We start from the raw sequence: 17,760 nt of genomic DNA on the forward strand, positions 1-17,760 counted from the left end.
TTTGCAAGTTTGCGTGCGTTATCGATACGCTAGTAACTTGGGCCCCTGCCTTCGCAGGGGCGACGTTTACGTGGCGCGGGCTTAAGCGAGCCGCGCAAACACCCGGCGCGCCGCTTCCACCGTCTCGGCAATGATCGCATCGTCATGCGCCGCCGACACGAAGCCCGCCTCGAACATCGCCGGCGCGAAGTACACGCCTTCTTCCAGCATGCCGTGGAAGAAGCGGTTGAAGCGGTCCTTGTCGCCGGCCATCATCTGGCCGTAGCTGGCTGGGACGTGGGTCGAGAAGTACATGCCGAACATGCCGCCCACGGCATCCGCGCAGAAGTCGATGCCGGCTTCTTTCGCGGCGGCCGTCAGGCCCTCGACCAGCTTCACGGCCTGGCCGGACAGCTTCTCGTAGAAGCCCGGCTGCTGCACCAGCTTCAGCGTGGTCATGCCGGCCGCCACCGCCACCGGGTTGCCGGACAGGGTGCCGGCCTGGTAGACCGGGCCGATCGGCGCCATCTTTTCCATCAGGTCGGCACGGCCGCCGAAGGCCGCCACCGGCAGGCCGCCGCCGATGACCTTGCCGAGCGCGGTCAGGTCCGGGGTGATGCCGTACAGTTCCTGGGCGCCGCCGAGGCCGACGCGGAAGCCCGACATGACTTCGTCGAAGATCAGCACGGTGCCGTATTCGGTGCACAGCTCGCGCATGCGGCGCAGGAACTCCGGCGTGGCGCGGATCAGGTTCATGTTGCCCGCCACGGCTTCCACGATCACGCAGGCGATGGTGTCGCCCATCGATGCGAAGGCGTCTTCCAGTTGCGGGACGTTGTTGTAGTCGAGGACCAGGGTGTGCTTGACGAAGTCTTCCGGCACGCCGGCCGAGGTCGGGTTGCCGAAGGTGAGCAGGCCGGAACCTGCTTTGACCAGCAGCGAATCGGCATGGCCGTGGTAGCAGCCTTCGAACTTGACGATCTTGTCGCGGCCGGTGGCGCCGCGCGCCAGGCGCAGCGCGCTCATGGTGGCTTCGGTGCCGGACGAGACCAGGCGCACCTGCTCGATCGACGGCACCAGGCGGCAGATCTCCTCGGCGATCTCGATCTCGCCCTCGGTCGGGGCGCCGAAGGACAGGCCGTTGGCGGCCGCATCCTGCACCGCCTTGACCACTTGCGGGTGCGCGTGGCCGACGATGGCCGGACCCCAGGAACCGATGTAGTCGATGTAGCGCTTGCCGTCGGCGTCCCAGAAGTAGGGGCCTTCGGCGCGGGTGATGAAGCGCGGCGTGCCGCCGACCGAGCGGAAGGCGCGGACCGGGGAATTCACGCCGCCCGGGGTGCTTTGCTGGGCGCGGGCAAACAGGGTGTCGTTCTTGGAAGTGGATGCAGTTGTGTCGGTCATGGAAGTCGTGGGTAAGGTTCAGCAGTTGCCGCCGGCAATGCGATAGATCTTGTTCGGCACCAGGCGGCCCATGCCGAAGCGGCAGGCATGGACCAGGGCCCCGGTGGTGTATTCCTGGGCGGCGCGCACGGCGTCGGCGGCGGATACGCCGTGCGCCATCTGCGCCGCCAGCGCGGCCGACAGGGTGCTGCCGGCGCCGACGAAGGGGCCGGGCAGGTGCTGGCCCCAGGGCAGGCTGGCGACCAGGCCTTCGCCGTCGTACAGGTTGTTGATGCGGGTGCCGTCGCCGCCGCCGGTGCCGGTGACCAGCACGTGGCGGCAGCCGAGGGCCGTGAGTTCGGTCACGTCGTCTTCCAGCGGCGCTTCGGACGCCGGATCGCGCCAGCAGTCGGCAAAGCGCGCCAGTTCGGCCTGCGACAGCATCATCACCGTCGCCTGCGGCGCCAGCAACTGGTGGATCAGGGTCAGGATGTCGTCGTCGCGCATGCCGCAGTCGGGCAGGGACGAGGCGAACGGGTCGAGGATCAGCGGCAGGTTGGCGTAGTCGGAGACGATTTCGGCGATGGCGGCGATCTGTTCCAGGGTGGCCATGGTGCCGACCTTGATGGCGGCGATCGGCATGTCTTCGAGCAGCATGCGGGCCTGCGCGGCGACCGTCGGCGAGTCGACAGGGTGGATGTCGTCGACGCGTGCCGAATCGGCCACCAGCAGGCCCGTCACCACCGACAGTCCGTGGCAACCATGCATCGAGAAGGCGGCCACATCCGACTGGATGCCGAGCGCGCCGACCGGGTCTGCCGGCCCGAACGTAAGGATGAGAGGAGACAGTTGGTTTTGCACAGCGCGTAGATTAAGATACCTGACCTCTCATTTTACTAGATAGAAGGAAGCAAACGTGAGCAATGAAACGCAGGCTTACCAGACCTGGATGTGCCTGATCTGCGGCTGGGTCTACGACGAAGCCGCAGGCAGCCCGGAAGACGGCATTGCCCCAGGCACCCGCTGGGCGGACGTCCCCATGAACTGGACTTGCCCGGAGTGCGGGGCACGCAAGGACGATTTCGAAATGACGGAGATCTGATCGGATCTTCTTCGATCTACAACTTATCTGAGTATTTCATCAACGAATCTGGCCGGTTCGACATCACGCCGGCAAGATTTGTTTCCTGTCGAGTTGACGCGTAGCAACACTTCACGCACAAGGGCAATTCCCTATGCTATCGTGCGGTTTCATGCTGAAGTGAAATGAATATGACGACCCAATCGACAGGCCCGACGATCATGGTGATCGACGACAGCAACACGATCCGTCGCTCCGCCGAGATTTTCCTGACCCAGGCCGGCTACCGGGTGGTACTGGCCGAGGATGGTTTCGACGCCCTCGCCAAGATCAACGACCATCACCCGGCACTGGTGTTCTGCGACATCCTGATGCCGCGCCTGGACGGTTACCAGACCTGCGCCCTGATCAAGAAGAGCGCCCGGTTCCGGATGACGCCGGTGGTGATGCTGTCGTCCAAGGATGGCCTGTTCGACCGCGCGCGCGGCGCCATGGTCGGCTCGTCGGCTTATCTCACCAAACCGTTTTCCAAAGACAGCCTGCTTGCCACCGTGCGCGACCACGCGGGCGCCTGAGCGGCAGACAGCACTCCAACATTGATGCCGGAGCCATCGTGGCCATTAAAAAGATCCTGATCGTCGACGATTCCCCGACCGAACGCTACTACCTCACCGACATCCTGGTGCGCAACGGCTTTGCCGTGACCACCGCCGACAACGGCGAGGACGCGCTGAACAAAATCCGCGCCGAACGGCCGGAGCTGATCCTGATGGACGTCGTCATGCCGGGCGCGAACGGGTTCCAGGTCACGCGCTCGATCGCGCGCGATCCGGAACTGTCGTCGGTGCCGGTCATCATCTGCAGCAGCAAGAACCAGGAAACCGACCGTATCTGGGGCATGCGCCAGGGCGCCAAGGATTACTTCGTCAAGCCGGTCGATCCGGACCAGCTGCTGGCCAGGATCGCCACGCTCGGCGCCTGACCATGGCCGGCATCGACGTCGCCAGCCGTAGCGCCGACCCCGCGGCGCGCCGTACCCGCCTGCGCCAGTACCAGCAGCAGCTGCTCGAACGCGTGCAGGCGGCGCGCACCAGCAGCGGCGCCCGCGCCAACCAGCTGGGCGTCGAGATCGGCGGCGCGCGCTACCTGCTGGACCTGCTCGAAGCCGGCGAGATCGTGCCGGTGCCGGCGCTCACCCGGGTGCCGCTGACCCAGCCCTGGTACCTGGGCCTGGCCAACATCCGCGGCAACCTGGTCGGCGTGGTCGACCTGGCGGCCTATCTGGGACAGCCGGCGGCACCTAGCAGTGCGCAGGGTGCGCACAATGCAAGCGCCGCCCGTATCGTCACGCTGGCGCCGGCGCTGGGAGTGCCCTGCGGCCTGCTGGCCACGCGCGTGGTCGGGCTGCGCGATGCCGCCGACATGGAGCAAGTGCGGCATCCGGAAGGCGACAGGCTGATCGACGCCGATGGCCTCGACTGGACGCCGCTGGCGCTGGCGGAACTGGTGCGGGAAGAGCGCTTCCTGCAAGTCGGCCTGTAGGCCGGCATACAACACACAACACGACAGGTTCTGGACTGGAGCTGGTATGGGATTCGCATCAAAACTCTCGATGAATTTTCTGCCCAAGGACAAGGGCGACGGCAGCACCGTGCTGGCGTCGCCCGACACCCAGTTCGGCATCGGCACAATGTCAACGGTGGCCGCGGCATCGCCCGCCATGGCGCCCGATGCCGCGGCGGTGCCGGCCGGCGGCTCCGCCGACGATGCCGCTCTGCGGCTCGGTAACCTGACCCGGCGCAAGCAGCGCGCCGCCGCGGCCGCCCGCGCGAACGGTGCCGGCGCCGACGAGGCGCTGCGCCTGCCGCTCATCGGCCACCTGTCGCTCCCGCGCCAGCTGCGCATCCTGCTGGTGGCGTTCACGATCGGCGTGCTGGTCACGCTGCTGTCGCTGTGGCGCAATGCGGGCAGTGGCGCGGTGGCCGCCAGCCAGACCCAGATCGCCGGCGAAGCGCTGATGCATTCGCAGCGCCTCGGCAAGGCGGCGCCGACCGCGATGCAGGGCGTGCCCGACGCCTTCGTCCAGCTGCAGGACAGCTGGGTGGCGCTGGGCCGCGACCTCGACCTGCTCGGCAAGGGCGGCGAGTTCAACGGCAACACGATCCCGGCCGCCGACGGCGACCTGCATCGCCAGCTGGCCAAGGTGCGCGCCAAGTGGGCGGTGTCGTCCACGGCCGCCGCCAGCATCCTCAAGATGAAGCCGGAACTGGTCGACTTCGACAAGAACCTGAAGCAGCTCGACGTCCTGACGCCGGAAATGCTGGCACTCACCGAGCAGATCCTGACCGAACGCACCGCCCGCGGCGGCAGCGCGCGCGAACTGGCCGCCCTCGGGCGCCTGATGATGCTGACCCAGCGCCTGTCGCGCAGCGCCAGCGAATTCCTGACCTCGGGCGGCATCAGCCCCGAGACCGCGTTCCAGATGGGCCGCGACACCACCACCTTCCGCGTCACCGTCGACGGTCTCCTGAACGGCAACGAGTCGCTCGGCCTGGCCGCGCTGCGCGACGCCGAGCTGCGCGACAAGCTGACCGAGGTGCAGGCGAAGTTCGACATCTGCCAGCGCGTGGTCGCGTCCTTCCTCGACCACCTGGCCGACCTGACCGCGGCCAAGGCGGCCGAGCAGACCATCTTCCGCGACAACGAAGCGCTGCGCGCCCAGCTCACCGAGCTGCAGACCGCGCTGCGCAGCGGCGAGAAGGGCACCGGCGGCTGGTTCTGGCTGCTGGTCGCCTCCTCGATTTTCACGCTGGCGATGGCCGGCAGCATCTCGCGCGTCATGCTGCAGGACTCGCGCAACCGCACCCGCGCGTCGGATGCCCGCCGCCAGGAAGCGGAAGCGTCGCGCCTGCTGGCCCAGGCCAAGGAAGAAGAAGCCAAGGCCACCAACGACCAGAACCAGGCCGCCATTCTGCGCCTGATGAACGAGCTGCAGGAAGTCGCGGACGGCGACCTGACCGTGCACGCCACCGTGTCCGAGGACATCACCGGCGCGATCGCCGACTCGGTCAACTACACGGTCGAGGAATTGCGCGGCCTGGTGGTGCGCGTGATCGACACCGCGGGCAAGGTGAATACCGCTTCCGACGACGCCTATAAAGTGTCGGGCGAGCTGCTGGTCGCGGCCGGTCAGCAGTCGCGCGAGATCCAGGACGCCTCGTCGACCGTGCTGCGCATGGCCGGCCAGATCACCGAGGTCTCGAGCTCGGCCCAGCAGTCGGCCGAAGTGGCGCGCCAGTCGGTGGCCGCGGCGGAGCAGGGCGCGACGGCGGTGCAGAATGCGATCAAGGGCATGGGCGAGATCCGCGAGCAGATCCAGGAAACCTCCAAGCGCATCAAGCGCCTGGGCGAATCCTCGCAGGAGATCGGCGAGATCACCGAACTGATCTCGGATATCACCGAACAGACCAACGTGCTGGCGCTGAACGCGGCGATACAGGCGGCATCGGCCGGCGAGGCCGGACGCGGCTTCTCGGTGGTGGCGGAAGAAGTGCAGCGCCTGGCCGAACGTTCGGGCGACGCCGCCAAGCAGATCGGCGCGCTGGTGCGCACCATCCAGACCGACACCCACGACGCCGTGGCGGCGATGGAAAAGTCGACCCAGGGCGTGGTCGAGGGCGCACGCCTGTCGGACGCCGCCGGTGCCGCGCTGGCCGACATCTCGCGCGTGTCCAACCGCCTGGCCGAACTGATCGAGGGAATTTCGGTCGCGACCGGCCAGCAGGCTACCTCGGCCAACGGAGTGGCGCATAATATGCAGCATATCCTGGCCGTCAACCAGCACACCCAGGGCGGCACGCAGCAGACCGCACAGTCGATCCGCCAACTGGCCGAGCTTGCGCAGGAGCTGAAGAATTCGGTGTCGCGCTTCCGCGTCGCCGCTTGAGGACTACCCGACCTGATTTATGACCGAACCGATGCCCGTCCACGCCCCGCACTTCGACACCGGCCCCCTGTCCTGGGTATTGGGAGAAATCCGCGATGCCCTCGAGCGTTCGTCCAAGGCCTTGCAGGATGCGGCCGGACGCAGCCCGGAAGCCCAGCCGACCCTGCTGCTGCATGCGAAATCGCACTTGCACCAGGCGCACGGCGCGCTGCAGATGGTCGACGTGCATGGGGTCGAGCACCTGACCGGCATCGCCGAACAGGCGCTCGACCGCTTCAAGGACGGCTCGCTGGCGCTGGATGCGGCGCGCGCCGCGGTGGTGGGCGAGGCTTACCGGGCGCTGGCCGAATACCTGGAAGAGCTGCTGCAAGGCGCGCAGCAGCAGCCGGTGCGCCTGTTCCCGTATTACCGCGCGCTGCAGGAACTGCTCGGCGCCGAACGCGTGCATCCGGGCGCGATGCTGGCGCTCGACCTGGCGCCGGCGCTGCTGCCCGGCGGCACGGCGGGGCCGGCGCCGGACTACGCGGCCAGCCGCGCCCAGTTCGAAAAGGCGCTGCTGTTCTTCCTGCGTAGTACCGAACCAGGCACCCAGCGCAGCCAGGCCGGTGCCATGCGCGACGCCCTGGCGCCGGTCACGCGGGTGCAGGCCGACCCGCGCGCCCACGCGTTCTGGCTGGCGCTGCAGACCGCCGCCGACCTTGTGGCGCAGGGGCAGGTGGCGGGCGACCTCTACGTCAAGCAGCTGTTCGGCCAGGTCAACCTGCAGCTGCGCCGCATGACGCAGGGACACAGCAGCCTGCCCGAGGCGCTGCTGCGCGACGCCCTGTTCTTCGTCGCCCAGGCGCCGCAGCCGACGCCGGATGCGCGCCTGCTGCGCGATGCCTGGCGCCTGGAGGGCCAGGTGCCGCAGGATTACCTGGAGCGGCGCTACGCCCGCATCGACCCGGCTGCGCTGAAGGATGCCAAGGAAGCGCTGGCGCAGACCAAGCAGGGCCTCGACCGCATCGTGAGTGCCGAAGGGGGCGCCGACCTGCAGGAAGACGGCTTCGATGCAGCGCTCTCCAAGCTGGCCGGCGCCAGCGAGAAGCTGGGCGCCCCGGCGCTGGCCCAGCTGCTGCGCGAACTGGGCCAGGCCGCCAGCGAATCGGTGGCCGGCGCGCAGAGCGAACAGCTGCAGATGGAGATGGCACAGGCGATGTTGTTCGTCGAGCACGGCCTCGACCAGGTGCGCCAGCTGCCCGAGGATTTCGGCCAGCATGCGGAAGCGGTCGGCCAGCGCCTGCTGGCCCTGGCCAACGGCGAAACCCCGCCCGATCTGCCGCAATGGCAGGGCGGCATGGCGCGCGAGCACGACGGCGAGACGGTGGCGGTGCTGGCCGGCGAAATGCGCACCGGCCTGCGCCAGGTCGAAAAGCTGGTCGATGAATACTATGAAAACCCGGCGCGCACGGCCGCGCTGGAGCAGGCCGACCCGCTGCTGCACCAGCTGCAGGGCGCGCTGGCGATCCTCGACCAGGACGGGGCCATGCGCGCGCTCGCGCACGTGCGCGAGGCCGTCCGCGCGCTGGCCGCCGGCGCGCCGCGTGCCGAAGCGCGCGCTGCCGCGCTCGACAATTTGGCACAGAACATCGGCGCGCTCGGCTTCTTTACCGATGCGCTGGCGCAGAACGTCGATGCCGCGCGCAAGCGCTTCCGCTTCGACGAGGCGGCGGGTTTGTTCCGCGAGCTGCCGTTCGATGAGCAGGTGCAGGCGCAGGAGGCGGTGCAGGAACCGATGCAGGATGCGCTTGCCGACGTGGCCGAGGCCGAGGCCTCGCCGGCGCAAGCCATGCCAGCCGTGGCGCCGGCCGAGGTGCCTGCAGAGGTATCGGCCGAGGATGCGATCGAAGCCGAGCTGCTCGAGATCTTCATCGCCGAAGCCGGCGACGTGCTGGCGCTGGTCGGCGAGACGCTGCCGGCCGCGCACGCGCAACCCGGCGACCAGGAAACGCTGACGCGCCTGCGCCGCGCCTTCCACACGCTCAAGGGCAGCAGCCGCATGGTCGGCCTGGAAGAATTCGCGACTGGCGCCGCGGCCGTGGAAAAGACCATGAACCTGTGGCTGGCCGAAGCGCGCGCCGCCACCCCGGACCTGCTGGCGCTGCTCGAACATGCGCGGTCCGAACTGGCGGACTGGGTGGCCGAGCTGGCCGCCGGCGGCCGCTCGGCACGCAGCGGGGCGCCGCTGGCGGCGGCCGCGCTGCGTGTGCAGGAGGGTGAAGCGTTTGCGCTGCCGGATGCGGGCGAGGCAGCTGTAGCGGCAGCCGACGCGGATGCCGAGGTGCCGGCGATGCCGCAAGCCGACGCCGATCCTGAACCCGAGCCCGAACCCTTGGCTGACGCGCAACCCGCAGTCGAAGCGGAGGCCGCAGCTGAAACCAAAGCCGAAGCTGAAACCGAAGCCGAAGCTGAAACCGAAGCCGAAGCTGAAACCGAAGCCGAAGCCGAGGTGATCGAGCAGGCACCCGCGCCGGCATCCGTGCCTGAAGAGGACACCGTCAAGCGCGTCGGCGAACTCGAGATCCCGCTGCCGCTGTATAACATCTACCTGAACGAGACCGCCGGCATCGTCGAGACGCTCGACGCCGACTTTGCCGCCTGGCGCACGGAGCCGCTGCGTGCGGTGTCGGGCCAGGCGCTGGCGGCCGCGCACACGCTGGGCGGCATCTCGTCCACCGTCGGCTTCACGGCCCTGCAAAACATCGCGCTGGCGCTGGAAGCGGTGCTGCAGATGGCGACGCCGCCGCTGGCCGACGAGCAGCACGCGCTGCTGGGCGAAAGCGTCGAGCGCATCCGCGTCATGCTGCAGGTATTCTCGCTGGGCGAACTGGCGCCGCCGCAGCCGGAGCTGCTGGCGCGCCTGGACGCCCTGTGCGACGAGCTGGGACGGCGCAAGGCCGACGCCGTGTTCGGCGATGCCGATGCCGAACTGGCCGGGCGCCTGGATGCGCTGTTCGCCGCCACCTACGACAGCATCCTGGCCGACCCGCCGCTGCCCGGCGGACCGCTGCCGCTGGCCGAGACCAGCGTGAGCGCGCCGCGCCAGCCGGAAACGCAGCCGGCCGATCCGGCGGTCAGCGCCGTCGACGACCTGTTCGACAGCTATTTCGACGACCCGTTCGCGGCGCCGTCGCTGGAGCAGGCGCAGCCGGAGCCGGAGCCGGTATCCGAGCTGCCGCTAGAGGAGGAAGCGGCCGACGTGCCGTCGCAGGCGGAACCGGAGCCTGAACCGGAACCAGAACCGGAACCCGCAGTGGAACCTGCAGGGGAACTCGCGCCCGTACCGGCAGCCGAATCCGAAGCACAGCCCCTCGCCACGCCGGACACCGGCACCGCGGCGCACACTGCAGCGCCCGAAGCCGCAGCGCTGGACAGCGAGCTGGCCGCCGAGCTGGCGACCGAGCCGGTCTTCGCCGACGAACTCGATCCGGACCTGCTGCCGGTGTTCATGGAAGAAGCCACCGACCTGCTGCCGCAGATCGGCGACGGCCTGCGCCGCTGGCAGCAGAACCCGCTCGACACCGCCGCCGCGCACGGCCTGCTGCGCGCGCTGCACACGGTCAAGGGCAGCGCCCGCATGGCCGGCGCGATGCGCCTGGGCCAGCACACGCACGCGCTGGAAACCCAGATCGAGAACATGCTGCACGCCGGTACCACCAGCGCCGCCGCCTTCGACGAACTGCTGGCCAACTACGACCAGGCGCAGCTGCTGTTCGAGCAGCTGCAGCAGCCGGCTGCCGCGCCCGAGCCGGTGCCGGCAGCGGCGCCCGAGGTCACGGACGCCGGCACGGCTGCGGACCAGGCTGCAAATCAGGCCGAGCCTGCACGTACGCCGCTGGTCCGTGTCCGCGCCGACATCCTCGACCGCCTGGTGAACCAGGCCGGCGAGGTGTCGATCACGCGCTCCAAGCTGGAAACCCAGGTCGGCACGCTGAAGACTGCGCTGTCCGACTTCACCGACAACCTGGCGCGCCTGCGCCAGCAGCTGCGCGAAGTCGAGATGCAGGCCGAGTCGCAGATCGCGTCGCGCCTGTCGATCGCCGGCGAGCGCGAATTCGACCCGCTCGAATTCGACCGCTTCACGCGCCTGCAGGAACTCACGCGCATGATGGCCGAAAGCGTGAACGACGTCTCGTCCTTCCACGACAGCATGGCGCGCACCGTCGATGCCGCCGTCGAGGACCTGGCCGCGCAGTCGCGCCTGACGCGCGAGCTGCAGCGTGACCTGATGCGGGCGCGCATGGTGCCCTTCGCCAGCCTGTCGGAACGCCTGTTCCGCCTGGCGCGCCAGACCGCCAAGGAAACGGACAAGCGGGTCAACCTGGACATCCGCGGCGGCGCCGTCGAGATCGACCGGAGCGTGCTGGAACGGATGGCCGCGCCGTTCGAGCACCTGCTGCGCAACGCCATCGTGCACGGCATCGAGGCGCGCGCCGGGCGTATCGAGGCCGGCAAGGAAGAAACCGGCGAATTGCTGGTGCAGGCCAGCCAGCAGGGCAACGAAGTCGTGATCCGCGTGGCCGACGACGGCGCCGGCCTCGACCTGGCGCGCATCCGCGCCAAGGCCGCGGCCAACGGCTTGCTGGCGGACGGCGAAGTCATTTCCGACCAGGACGCCGCCGAGCTGGTGTTCGAGCCCGGTTTCTCGACCGCCGATGCGCTGACCGAACTGGCCGGCCGCGGCGTCGGCATGGACGTGGTGCGCTCGGAAGCGCGCGCGCTGGGCGGCCGGGTCGAGATCGAGACCACGGCCGGCCGCGGCGCCGCCTTCACCATCCACCTGCCGCTGACGCTGGCCGCGACCCAGGTGGTGCTGGTTGCCAGCGGGTCGCGCACCCATGCGCTGCCGGCGGTATTGGTCGAGCAGCTGCAGCAGGTGCGCGAGAGCGAGCTGGCCGCGGCGCGCGAACTCGGGTCGCTCAAGGTGCACGGCGAGGACGTGCCGCTGCACTACCTGCCCGAACTGCTGCGCGAACCCGGCGGCGCCGGCGGCCAGCGTTCGTATCCGGTGCTGATCCTCAAGAACGGCAATGCGCGCCTGGCGCTGCAGGTCGACGAGGTGCTGGGCAACCGCGAAGTGGTGGTCAAGAACATCGGCCCGCAGCTGGCACGCATGCCCGGCATCGCCGGCGCCACCGTGCTCGGTTCCGGCGAGATCGTGCTGATCCTCGATCCGGTGCTGCTGGCCGGGCAGGGCACGCGCCTGCCGCCGGCCGAGGCACTGGCCGCGGCAAGCGTGGCGCCGACGCCGTATCTGCCGGCCGTGATGGTGGTGGACGATTCGCTGACGGTGCGCCGCGTGACCCAGCGCCTGCTGGAGCGCGAGGGTTACCGCGTGCTGCTGGCCAAGGACGGCGTCGATGCCCTTGAGCAGATGCAGGAGACGCGTCCCGACCTGATGCTGGTCGATATCGAGATGCCGCGCATGGACGGCTTCGACCTGACCCGCCACGTGCGCGGCAACGAGGCCACCCATGCGATCCCGATCATCATGATCACCTCGCGCAGCGCGGACAAGCACCGCAACTATGCGATCGATTTGGGTGTGGATGCGTATTTCGGCAAGCCGTTCCAGGAAGATGTGCTGCTGGCGGCGATGGCGGGGTTGCTGGGGCGGAGTGCGCCGGCGGCGTAAGGCGGCGGCCAGCGGCCCAAGCACGTCGCCCCCGCGCAGGCGGGATAGCTGCGCTATCCCCCCAAGTTCGACACGTTTCGACAGCGCATGCAGAACTTGGACCCCCGCCTTCGCGGGGGTGACGTTGACACGTGCGCGGTGACGTTCAAGCGCTAGCTGTCTTCTTGCTGTTCCTGCTTTAACACACGAAACCGCGCCAGCGTCTTCGCCCGCGCCTGCTCATGGTCCACGACCGGCAGCGGATAATCCCGCCCCAGCACCACCCCCGCTTTGTCCAGCAGCGCCGCCTTGGCCAGCCACGGCGCGTGAATTGCCGCCCCTTCCAGCCCGCCTAGCTGCGGCAGGTACTGCCTGATGAACGTCCCGTCGGCATCGAAGCGGCGCGACTGCGTCACCGGGTTGAAGATGCGGAACCACGGCTGCGCATCGCAGCCGGTCGAAGCCGCCCACTGCCAGCCGCCGTTGTTCGAGGACAGTTCGTAGTCGTTCAGCCGGCGCGCGAAATAGCGCTCGCCGCGGCGCCAATCAATACCCAAGTCCTTCGTCAGGAAGCTGGCCGTCACCATGCGCAGGCGGTTGTGCATGAAGCCGGTGCGGTTCAGCTGCAGCATGGCGGCGTCCACCAGCGGATAGCCGGTGCGGCCCTCGCACCAGGCCGCGAACAGGGCGTCGGCCGGAAGGCCTTCATCCCAGCGCACGGCATCGAAGGCCAGCTTGAACGACTGCGTCGTCACGCGCGGATTGCGCGCCAGGATCATCATGTAGAACTCGCGCCAGATGAGTTCCGACAGCCACACCGGCGCCCCGGGGCCGCCGCTGCCGTCCTCGATACGCGCGCGCAGCATGCGCACCAGGGCGCGGATCGACAGCGTGCCGAAGCGCAGGTGCACCGACAGGCGCGAGGTGGCGTCGCGTGCCGGGAAGTCGCGCTCGGTGTCGTAGCGCGCCAGGCGGTCGGCAAAGGCGGCCAGCGTGCGTTCGGCGCCGTGCATGCCGGGTGCATCGATCGGCGTGGCGCCAGGCCGGAATCCAAGGTCTGCCAGCGACGGCAGCGCGTGATGGGCGGGGCGCGGCGCCAGTGCGGCCAGGTGCGGCAGGGTCGCGAACGGCGCCAGGGCCTCGGGCTGGGCGGCCAGGCGCTTGAGCCAGGCATTCTTATAGGGCGTGAACACGGCGTAGGGGCCGCCCGCCAGCGTCAGCACCTCGTCCTTTTCGAAGATCACCTGGTCCTTGAAGGTCTGCAGGCTGCGGCCGGCCCGGCGCAGCGCGTCGGCGACGGCGCGGTCGCGCGCGATCGCCTGCGGTTCGTAATCGTGGTTGGCGTACACCGATTCCACATCGAGCTCGGCAGCAAGCGCGGCGATCTCCTGCGCGGCGCGCCCGCGCCGCACGATGAGGTAACCTCCGGATGTGCGCAGGCGGTCGTCGAGTTCACGCACGCTGTCGTAGATAAATTGCACGCGCCGGTCATCGGCCGGCAAGCCGTCCAGGAGGTCGGTATCGAAGACGAACACGCCCACCACCCGGCGCCTGGAGAGCAGGGCGTGATGCAATGCGGCATGGTCGTCCAGGCGCAGGTCGCGCCGGAACCAGACCAACGAATTTCTCATAGTCATCTTCTGTGTTCTGATTTATGTGCAGGGCATTTTACTGTCTACCATTACTCAATAGTAATGACCGGAAATGCAGCTTCCAAAGGCTGCGTCTGGAAATCAGTGTAAACTAGCGAAAAGCCCAAGCTTGAAGTGTGCATACTGCGGTAAAAGGAGGTTCTGGAATCGCCGCCCATGGCAATGCATGCATCGCGGGTTTTCAGTAATTCCGAATACAGAGAGTGAGCCAACAGAGAGTATGAGCATGAAAAAAAGTAAGGTCGGCAACCCTCTTATCATGCCTGGCTTGTCCCAGGAAAGCACAGGCACGCTTCAGCCGGAGGTCAAGCAGCCCGAGTTGAACCTGGCTAACCACTTCCTGATCGCCATGCCGTCGATGAGCGATCCGGTCTTCGGCGGCACCGTCGTCTATATTTGCGAACACAACGACAAAGGCGTGCTCGGCGTCGTCATCAACAAGCCCACCGACATGACGATGGAGGTCCTGTTCGACCGCATCGACCTGAAGGTCGCCGACGGGCTGCGCGAGAGCGTGGTCGACGAGCCGATCATGTTCGGCGGCCCGGTGCAGGACGACCGCGGCTTCGTGCTGCATTCGCCGTCCGGCCGCTATTCGTCGTCGCTGAACGTGACGCCCGACGTTGCCTTCACCACCTCGATCGACGTGCTCGAAGCCGTCGCCAATGGCAGCGGTCCGCAGCGCATGCTGGTCTCGATCGGCTATGCCGGCTGGAGCCCGGGGCAGCTGGAGGAGGAAATCGCGCGCAACGGCTGGCTGACCGTCGGCGCCGACGCCCACGTGCTGTTCGACCTGCCGATCGAGGAACGCTACAACGCCGCCATCAAGCTGCTGGGCATCGATCCCTTGATGCTCGCGTCGGAGGCGGGTCATGCTTGAGGGAGTCGTGTCCCGGTAATGGTAGATATCGTTCTAGGCTTCGACTTCGGCATCAAGCGCATCGGTATTGCCATGGGCAATACCCTCACCGGGCAGGCGCAGCCCCTGTCCGTGATCAAGGCCATCGACAACGCGACCCGCTTCAAGGTCATCGGTGAGCTCATCGAACAATGGCGCCCGGCGCGCCTGGTGGTCGGCGAGCCGCGCCATCCGGACGGCGCCGAGCACGACATGACCCTGCGTGCGCGCCGCTTCGCCAATCAACTGCACGGCCGTTTCGACCTGCCTGTCGAGCTGGTCGACGAACGCTATTCGTCGGCCGTGATCCAGGCCAAACGTGGCGAGATCATCGACGCCAAGGCCGCCGCCATCATTTTGCAACAGTACTTTGACGACCATGTCCAATCCAACTTCTAACGCTGACGCGTTCGACGCTGAGGCGCTGTACCGCGCCTTGCTCGACGCGGTCCGCGCCGGCCTGGCCGGCGTGTCCGACGCCGCCATCGTCGGTATCCACTCAGGCGGCGCCTGGCTGGCCGAGCGCCTCGCCACCGACCTCGGCCTGGAAAAACGCCTCGGCTTCATCGACGTTTCGTTCTACCGGGACGACTATGCCAAGAAAGGCCTGCACCCGGACGTGAAGCCGACCCGCATCGACTTCAACGTCGACGGCGCCACCATCCTGCTGGTCGACGACGTGCTGTACACCGGCCGCACCGTGCGCGCGGCGATCAACGTGCTGTTCGACTACGGCCGCCCGCAGCGCATCATGCTCGGTGCATTGGCCGACCGCGGCGGCCGCGAACTTCCGGTCGCCGCCGATTTCGTCGGTGCCCATGCGCAGCTGGCCGCCGGCCAGTCGCTGTCGCTGACGCGCGACACCCAGGGTCAACTCTCGCTCACGATCGAAGACGACAATGCATAACCCGCAACTGAACAAGAACGGCGAGCTGCAGCACCTGCTCACCATCGAAGGCCTGCCCAAGGCCATCATCAACCACATCCTCGACACCGCCTCGAGCTTCGTGAGCATTTCCGACCGCGAGGTCAAGAAGGTGCCGCTGATGCGCGGGAAGAGCGTGTTCAACCTGTTCTTCGAGAACTCGACGCGCACCCGCACCACCTTCGAGATCGCTTCCAAGCGCCTGTCGGCCGACGTCATCAACCTGAACATCCAGGCCTCGTCGACCTCGAAGGGCGAGTCGCTGCTGGACACCATCGACAACCTGGCGGCCATGCACGCCGACATGTTCGTGGTGCGCCACGCGCAGTCGGGCGCGCCCTACCTGATCGCCAAGCACCTGAACGACACCAGGCAGAACCACGTGCACGTGGTGAACGCCGGCGACGGGCGCCATGCGCACCCGACCCAGGGCCTGCTCGACATGTACACCATCCGCCACTATAAGAAGGACTTCACCAACCTGCGCGTGGCCATCGTCGGCGACATCCTGCACAGCCGCGTGGCACGCTCGGACATCCACGCACTGACCACGCTGGGCGTGCCGGAAGTGCGCGCGATCGGCCCGCACACGCTGCTGCCGGGCGGCCTGGAACAGATGGGCGTGCGCGTGTTCACCGACATCGACGAAGGACTGAAGGACGTCGACGTGATCATCATGCTGCGCCTGCAGAACGAGCGCATGACGGGCGCGCTGCTGCCGTCGGCGCAGGAATACTTCAAGAGCTACGGCCTGACGCCGGAGCGCCTGGCGCTGGCCAAGCCGGATGCGATCGTGATGCACCCGGGGCCGATGAACCGCGGCGTCGAGATCGACTCGCAGGTGGCGGACGGATCGCAGGCGGTGATCCTGCCGCAGGTGACCTTCGGTATCGCCACGCGCATGGCGGTGATGAGTATTCTGGCAGGCGGACATTCCTGAGATGAGCATGAATTTACATATCAAGAACGGCCGCGTGATCGACCCGGCCAACGGCATCGATGCGGTGCAGGACCTGTACATCGGCGACGGTAAAGTGGTGGCTGTCGGCAGCGCGCCGGACGGTTTCACGGCCGCGCGCACCATCAACGCCGCCGGCCTGGTGGTCGCGCCCGGCCTGGTCGACCTGTCGGTGCGCCTGCGCGAACCGGGCTACGAATACAAGGCGACGCTGGAATCGGAAATGCGCGCCGCGATGCAGGGCGGCGTGACCACGCTGGTGTGCCCGCCCGATACCGACCCGGTGCTGGACGAGCCGGGCCTGGTGGAAATGCTGAAGCACCGCGCGCGCAACCTGAACCAGGCCAACGTGCACCCGCTGGGCGCCCTGACGATGGGCCTGAAGGGCACCGCGCTGACCGAAATGGCCGAGCTGACCGAAGCCGGCTGCATCGGCTTCGCCCAGGCCGAGCATCCGATCGAAGACACCACCGTGCTGCTGCGCGCCATGCAGTATGCAAAAACCTTCGGCTACACGGTCTGGCTGCGTCCGCAGGACCCGCACATCGGCCGCGGCGGCGTGGCCCACAGCGGCCCGCTGGCTTCGCGCCTGGGCCTGTCCGGCGTGCCGGTGATGTCCGAGACCATCGCCCTGCACACGATCTTCGAACTGATGCGCGCCAGCGGCGCGCGCGTGCACCTGTGCCGCATCTCGTCGGCCGCCGCGCTGGACCTGATCCGCGCCGCCAAGAAGGAAGGCCTGCCGGTCACCTGCGACGTCGGCGTTCACCACCTGCACATGACCGACGCCGACATCGGCTTCTTCGACGCCAACGCGCGCCTGACGCCGCCGCTGCGCAGCCAGCGCGACCGCGAAGCGATCCGCGCCGCGGTGCTGGACGGTACCGTGGATGCCGTGTGCTCGGACCACACCCCGGTCGACGACGACGAAAAGCTGCTGCCGTTCGCCGAAGCCTCGCCCGGTGCCACCGGCCTCGAACTGCTGCTGGCGCTGATGCTGAAGTGGGCGCACGAGCAGGGCGGCGACGATGCTGCGCTGGCGCGCGCGATCTCGCGCATCACGATCGACGCGGCGCGCACGGCCGGCCTGGGTGCGGGCACGCTGTCGGTCGGCGCGCCGGCCGACGTGGTGCTGTTCGATCCGGACACGCGCTGGACCGTGGCCGCATCGAGCCTGGCCAGCCAGGGCAAGCACACGCCTTTCCTGGGCTACGAACTGGCGGGGCAGGTGCGGGCGACCGTGGTGGCCGGCCAGGTGGCGTACGAACGCCGGCCCGCCTGAAAC

General features: G+C 68.1%; 14 protein-coding genes. 11 read left to right on the plus strand and 3 right to left on the minus strand.

The features are described 5' to 3' along the window. Nucleotides 1-81: 81 nt before the first annotated feature. Both hemL and thiD read right to left on the minus strand, forming a co-directional pair. A complete protein-coding gene (hemL, locus tag U1H99_RS02075; protein ID WP_323140118.1) occupies nt 82-1,383 on the minus strand; it encodes a glutamate-1-semialdehyde 2,1-aminomutase in 1,302 nt (433 codons plus the stop codon). 18 nt (nt 1,384-1,401) lie between these two features. Further along, the gene (gene thiD / locus U1H99_RS02080; protein ID WP_323140119.1) at nt 1,402-2,223 is read right to left on the minus strand and encodes a bifunctional hydroxymethylpyrimidine kinase/phosphomethylpyrimidine kinase; all 822 of its coding nucleotides are present in this window, start codon (nt 2,221-2,223) and stop codon (nt 1,402-1,404) included. A gap of 88 nt (nt 2,224-2,311) precedes the next feature. Here thiD and U1H99_RS02085 point away from each other — a divergent pair, with 88 nt between their 5' ends. The 6 genes from U1H99_RS02085 to U1H99_RS02110 all read left to right on the plus strand — a co-directional run bounded on the left by U1H99_RS02085 (nt 2,312) and on the right by U1H99_RS02110 (nt 12,063). After that, nucleotides 2,312-2,464: a rubredoxin gene (locus U1H99_RS02085; RefSeq protein ID WP_141834357.1), complete on the plus strand. Its 153-nt coding sequence runs from the start codon at nt 2,312-2,314 to the stop codon at nt 2,462-2,464. Between the two features lie 164 nt (nt 2,465-2,628). Next, complete coding sequence (locus U1H99_RS02090) at nt 2,629-3,018, plus strand: response regulator (protein ID WP_323140120.1); 390 nt, start codon at nt 2,629-2,631, stop codon at nt 3,016-3,018. A 38-nt stretch (nt 3,019-3,056) separates the two neighbouring features. After that, nucleotides 3,057-3,425 carry a response regulator transcription factor gene (locus U1H99_RS02095; protein ID WP_141831833.1) on the plus strand — a complete coding sequence of 123 codons (369 nt, stop codon included), beginning with the start codon at nt 3,057-3,059 and terminating at the stop codon, nt 3,423-3,425. Nucleotides 3,426-3,427: 2 nt separating this feature from the next. After that, nucleotides 3,428-3,985: a chemotaxis protein CheW gene (locus tag U1H99_RS02100; protein ID WP_323140121.1), complete on the plus strand. Its 558-nt coding sequence runs from the start codon at nt 3,428-3,430 to the stop codon at nt 3,983-3,985. Between the two features lie 70 nt (nt 3,986-4,055). Beyond that, nucleotides 4,056-6,389 (plus strand): methyl-accepting chemotaxis protein, encoded by a 2,334-nt coding sequence (locus U1H99_RS02105; RefSeq protein WP_323140122.1) that lies wholly within the window; start codon nt 4,056-4,058, stop codon nt 6,387-6,389. A 19-nt stretch (nt 6,390-6,408) separates the two neighbouring features. Beyond that, on the plus strand, nt 6,409-12,063 hold the full coding sequence (locus U1H99_RS02110) for a hybrid sensor histidine kinase/response regulator (RefSeq protein ID WP_323140123.1): 5,655 nt from the start codon (nt 6,409-6,411) through the stop codon (nt 12,061-12,063). A 152-nt stretch (nt 12,064-12,215) separates the two neighbouring features. Here U1H99_RS02110 and U1H99_RS02115 read toward each other — a convergent pair whose 3' ends face one another. Next, the gene (locus U1H99_RS02115; RefSeq protein ID WP_323140124.1) at nt 12,216-13,679 is read right to left on the minus strand and encodes a cryptochrome/photolyase family protein; all 1,464 of its coding nucleotides are present in this window, start codon (nt 13,677-13,679) and stop codon (nt 12,216-12,218) included. A 274-nt stretch (nt 13,680-13,953) separates the two neighbouring features. Here U1H99_RS02115 and U1H99_RS02120 point away from each other — a divergent pair, with 274 nt between their 5' ends. From U1H99_RS02120 to U1H99_RS02140, 5 genes are read left to right on the plus strand one after another with little or no spacing between them, the layout of a single operon-like run. Further along, the gene (locus U1H99_RS02120) at nt 13,954-14,574 is read left to right on the plus strand and encodes a YqgE/AlgH family protein (protein WP_323140125.1); all 621 of its coding nucleotides are present in this window, start codon (nt 13,954-13,956) and stop codon (nt 14,572-14,574) included. Between the two features lie 18 nt (nt 14,575-14,592). After that, nucleotides 14,593-14,991, plus strand: a complete 399-nt coding sequence (gene ruvX, locus U1H99_RS02125) for a Holliday junction resolvase RuvX (protein WP_323140126.1) — start codon at nt 14,593-14,595, stop codon at nt 14,989-14,991. Next, nucleotides 14,972-15,499, plus strand: coding sequence for a bifunctional pyr operon transcriptional regulator/uracil phosphoribosyltransferase PyrR (gene pyrR / locus U1H99_RS02130; RefSeq protein WP_323140127.1), 528 nt, complete (start codon nt 14,972-14,974; stop codon nt 15,497-15,499). The genes ruvX and pyrR overlap by 20 nt, the downstream gene beginning before the upstream one ends. Continuing rightward, on the plus strand, nt 15,492-16,457 hold the full coding sequence (locus tag U1H99_RS02135) for an aspartate carbamoyltransferase catalytic subunit (protein ID WP_323140128.1): 966 nt from the start codon (nt 15,492-15,494) through the stop codon (nt 16,455-16,457). Before pyrR ends, U1H99_RS02135 begins: the two co-directional genes overlap by 8 nt. Before the next feature lie 7 nt (nt 16,458-16,464). Next, nucleotides 16,465-17,757 carry a dihydroorotase gene (locus U1H99_RS02140; protein WP_323140129.1) on the plus strand — a complete coding sequence of 431 codons (1,293 nt, stop codon included), beginning with the start codon at nt 16,465-16,467 and terminating at the stop codon, nt 17,755-17,757. The last annotated feature ends 3 nt before the right edge of the window (nt 17,758-17,760 follow it).

It is taken from the genome of Massilia phyllosphaerae, from assembly GCF_034659755.1.
GTDB classification, from domain to species: Bacteria; Pseudomonadota; Gammaproteobacteria; order Burkholderiales; family Burkholderiaceae_D; genus Telluria; species Telluria phyllosphaerae.

Bases quoted from the DNA above. Each gene is read 5' to 3' on its own strand.
- ruvX (WP_323140126.1), top strand. From the start codon at position 14,593: ATGGTAGATATCGTTCTAGGCTTCGACTTCGGCATCAAGCGCATCGGT.
- U1H99_RS02135 (WP_323140128.1), top strand. From the start codon at position 15,492: ATGCATAACCCGCAACTGAACAAGAACGGCGAGCTGCAGCACCTGCTC.
- U1H99_RS02105 (WP_323140122.1), top strand. From the start codon at position 4,056: ATGAATTTTCTGCCCAAGGACAAGGGCGACGGCAGCACCGTGCTGGCG.
- U1H99_RS02120 (WP_323140125.1), top strand. From the start codon at position 13,954: ATGCCTGGCTTGTCCCAGGAAAGCACAGGCACGCTTCAGCCGGAGGTC.
- U1H99_RS02090 (WP_323140120.1), top strand. From the start codon at position 2,629: ATGAATATGACGACCCAATCGACAGGCCCGACGATCATGGTGATCGAC.
- U1H99_RS02115 (WP_323140124.1), bottom strand. From the start codon at position 13,679: ATGACTATGAGAAATTCGTTGGTCTGGTTCCGGCGCGACCTGCGCCTG.
- U1H99_RS02100 (WP_323140121.1), top strand. From the start codon at position 3,428: ATGGCCGGCATCGACGTCGCCAGCCGTAGCGCCGACCCCGCGGCGCGC.
- U1H99_RS02110 (WP_323140123.1), top strand. From the start codon at position 6,409: ATGACCGAACCGATGCCCGTCCACGCCCCGCACTTCGACACCGGCCCC.
- U1H99_RS02140 (WP_323140129.1), top strand. From the start codon at position 16,465: ATGAATTTACATATCAAGAACGGCCGCGTGATCGACCCGGCCAACGGC.
- U1H99_RS02085 (WP_141834357.1), top strand. From the start codon at position 2,312: ATGTGCCTGATCTGCGGCTGGGTCTACGACGAAGCCGCAGGCAGCCCG.
- pyrR (WP_323140127.1), top strand. From the start codon at position 14,972: ATGTCCAATCCAACTTCTAACGCTGACGCGTTCGACGCTGAGGCGCTG.
- hemL (WP_323140118.1), bottom strand. From the start codon at position 1,383: ATGACCGACACAACTGCATCCACTTCCAAGAACGACACCCTGTTTGCC.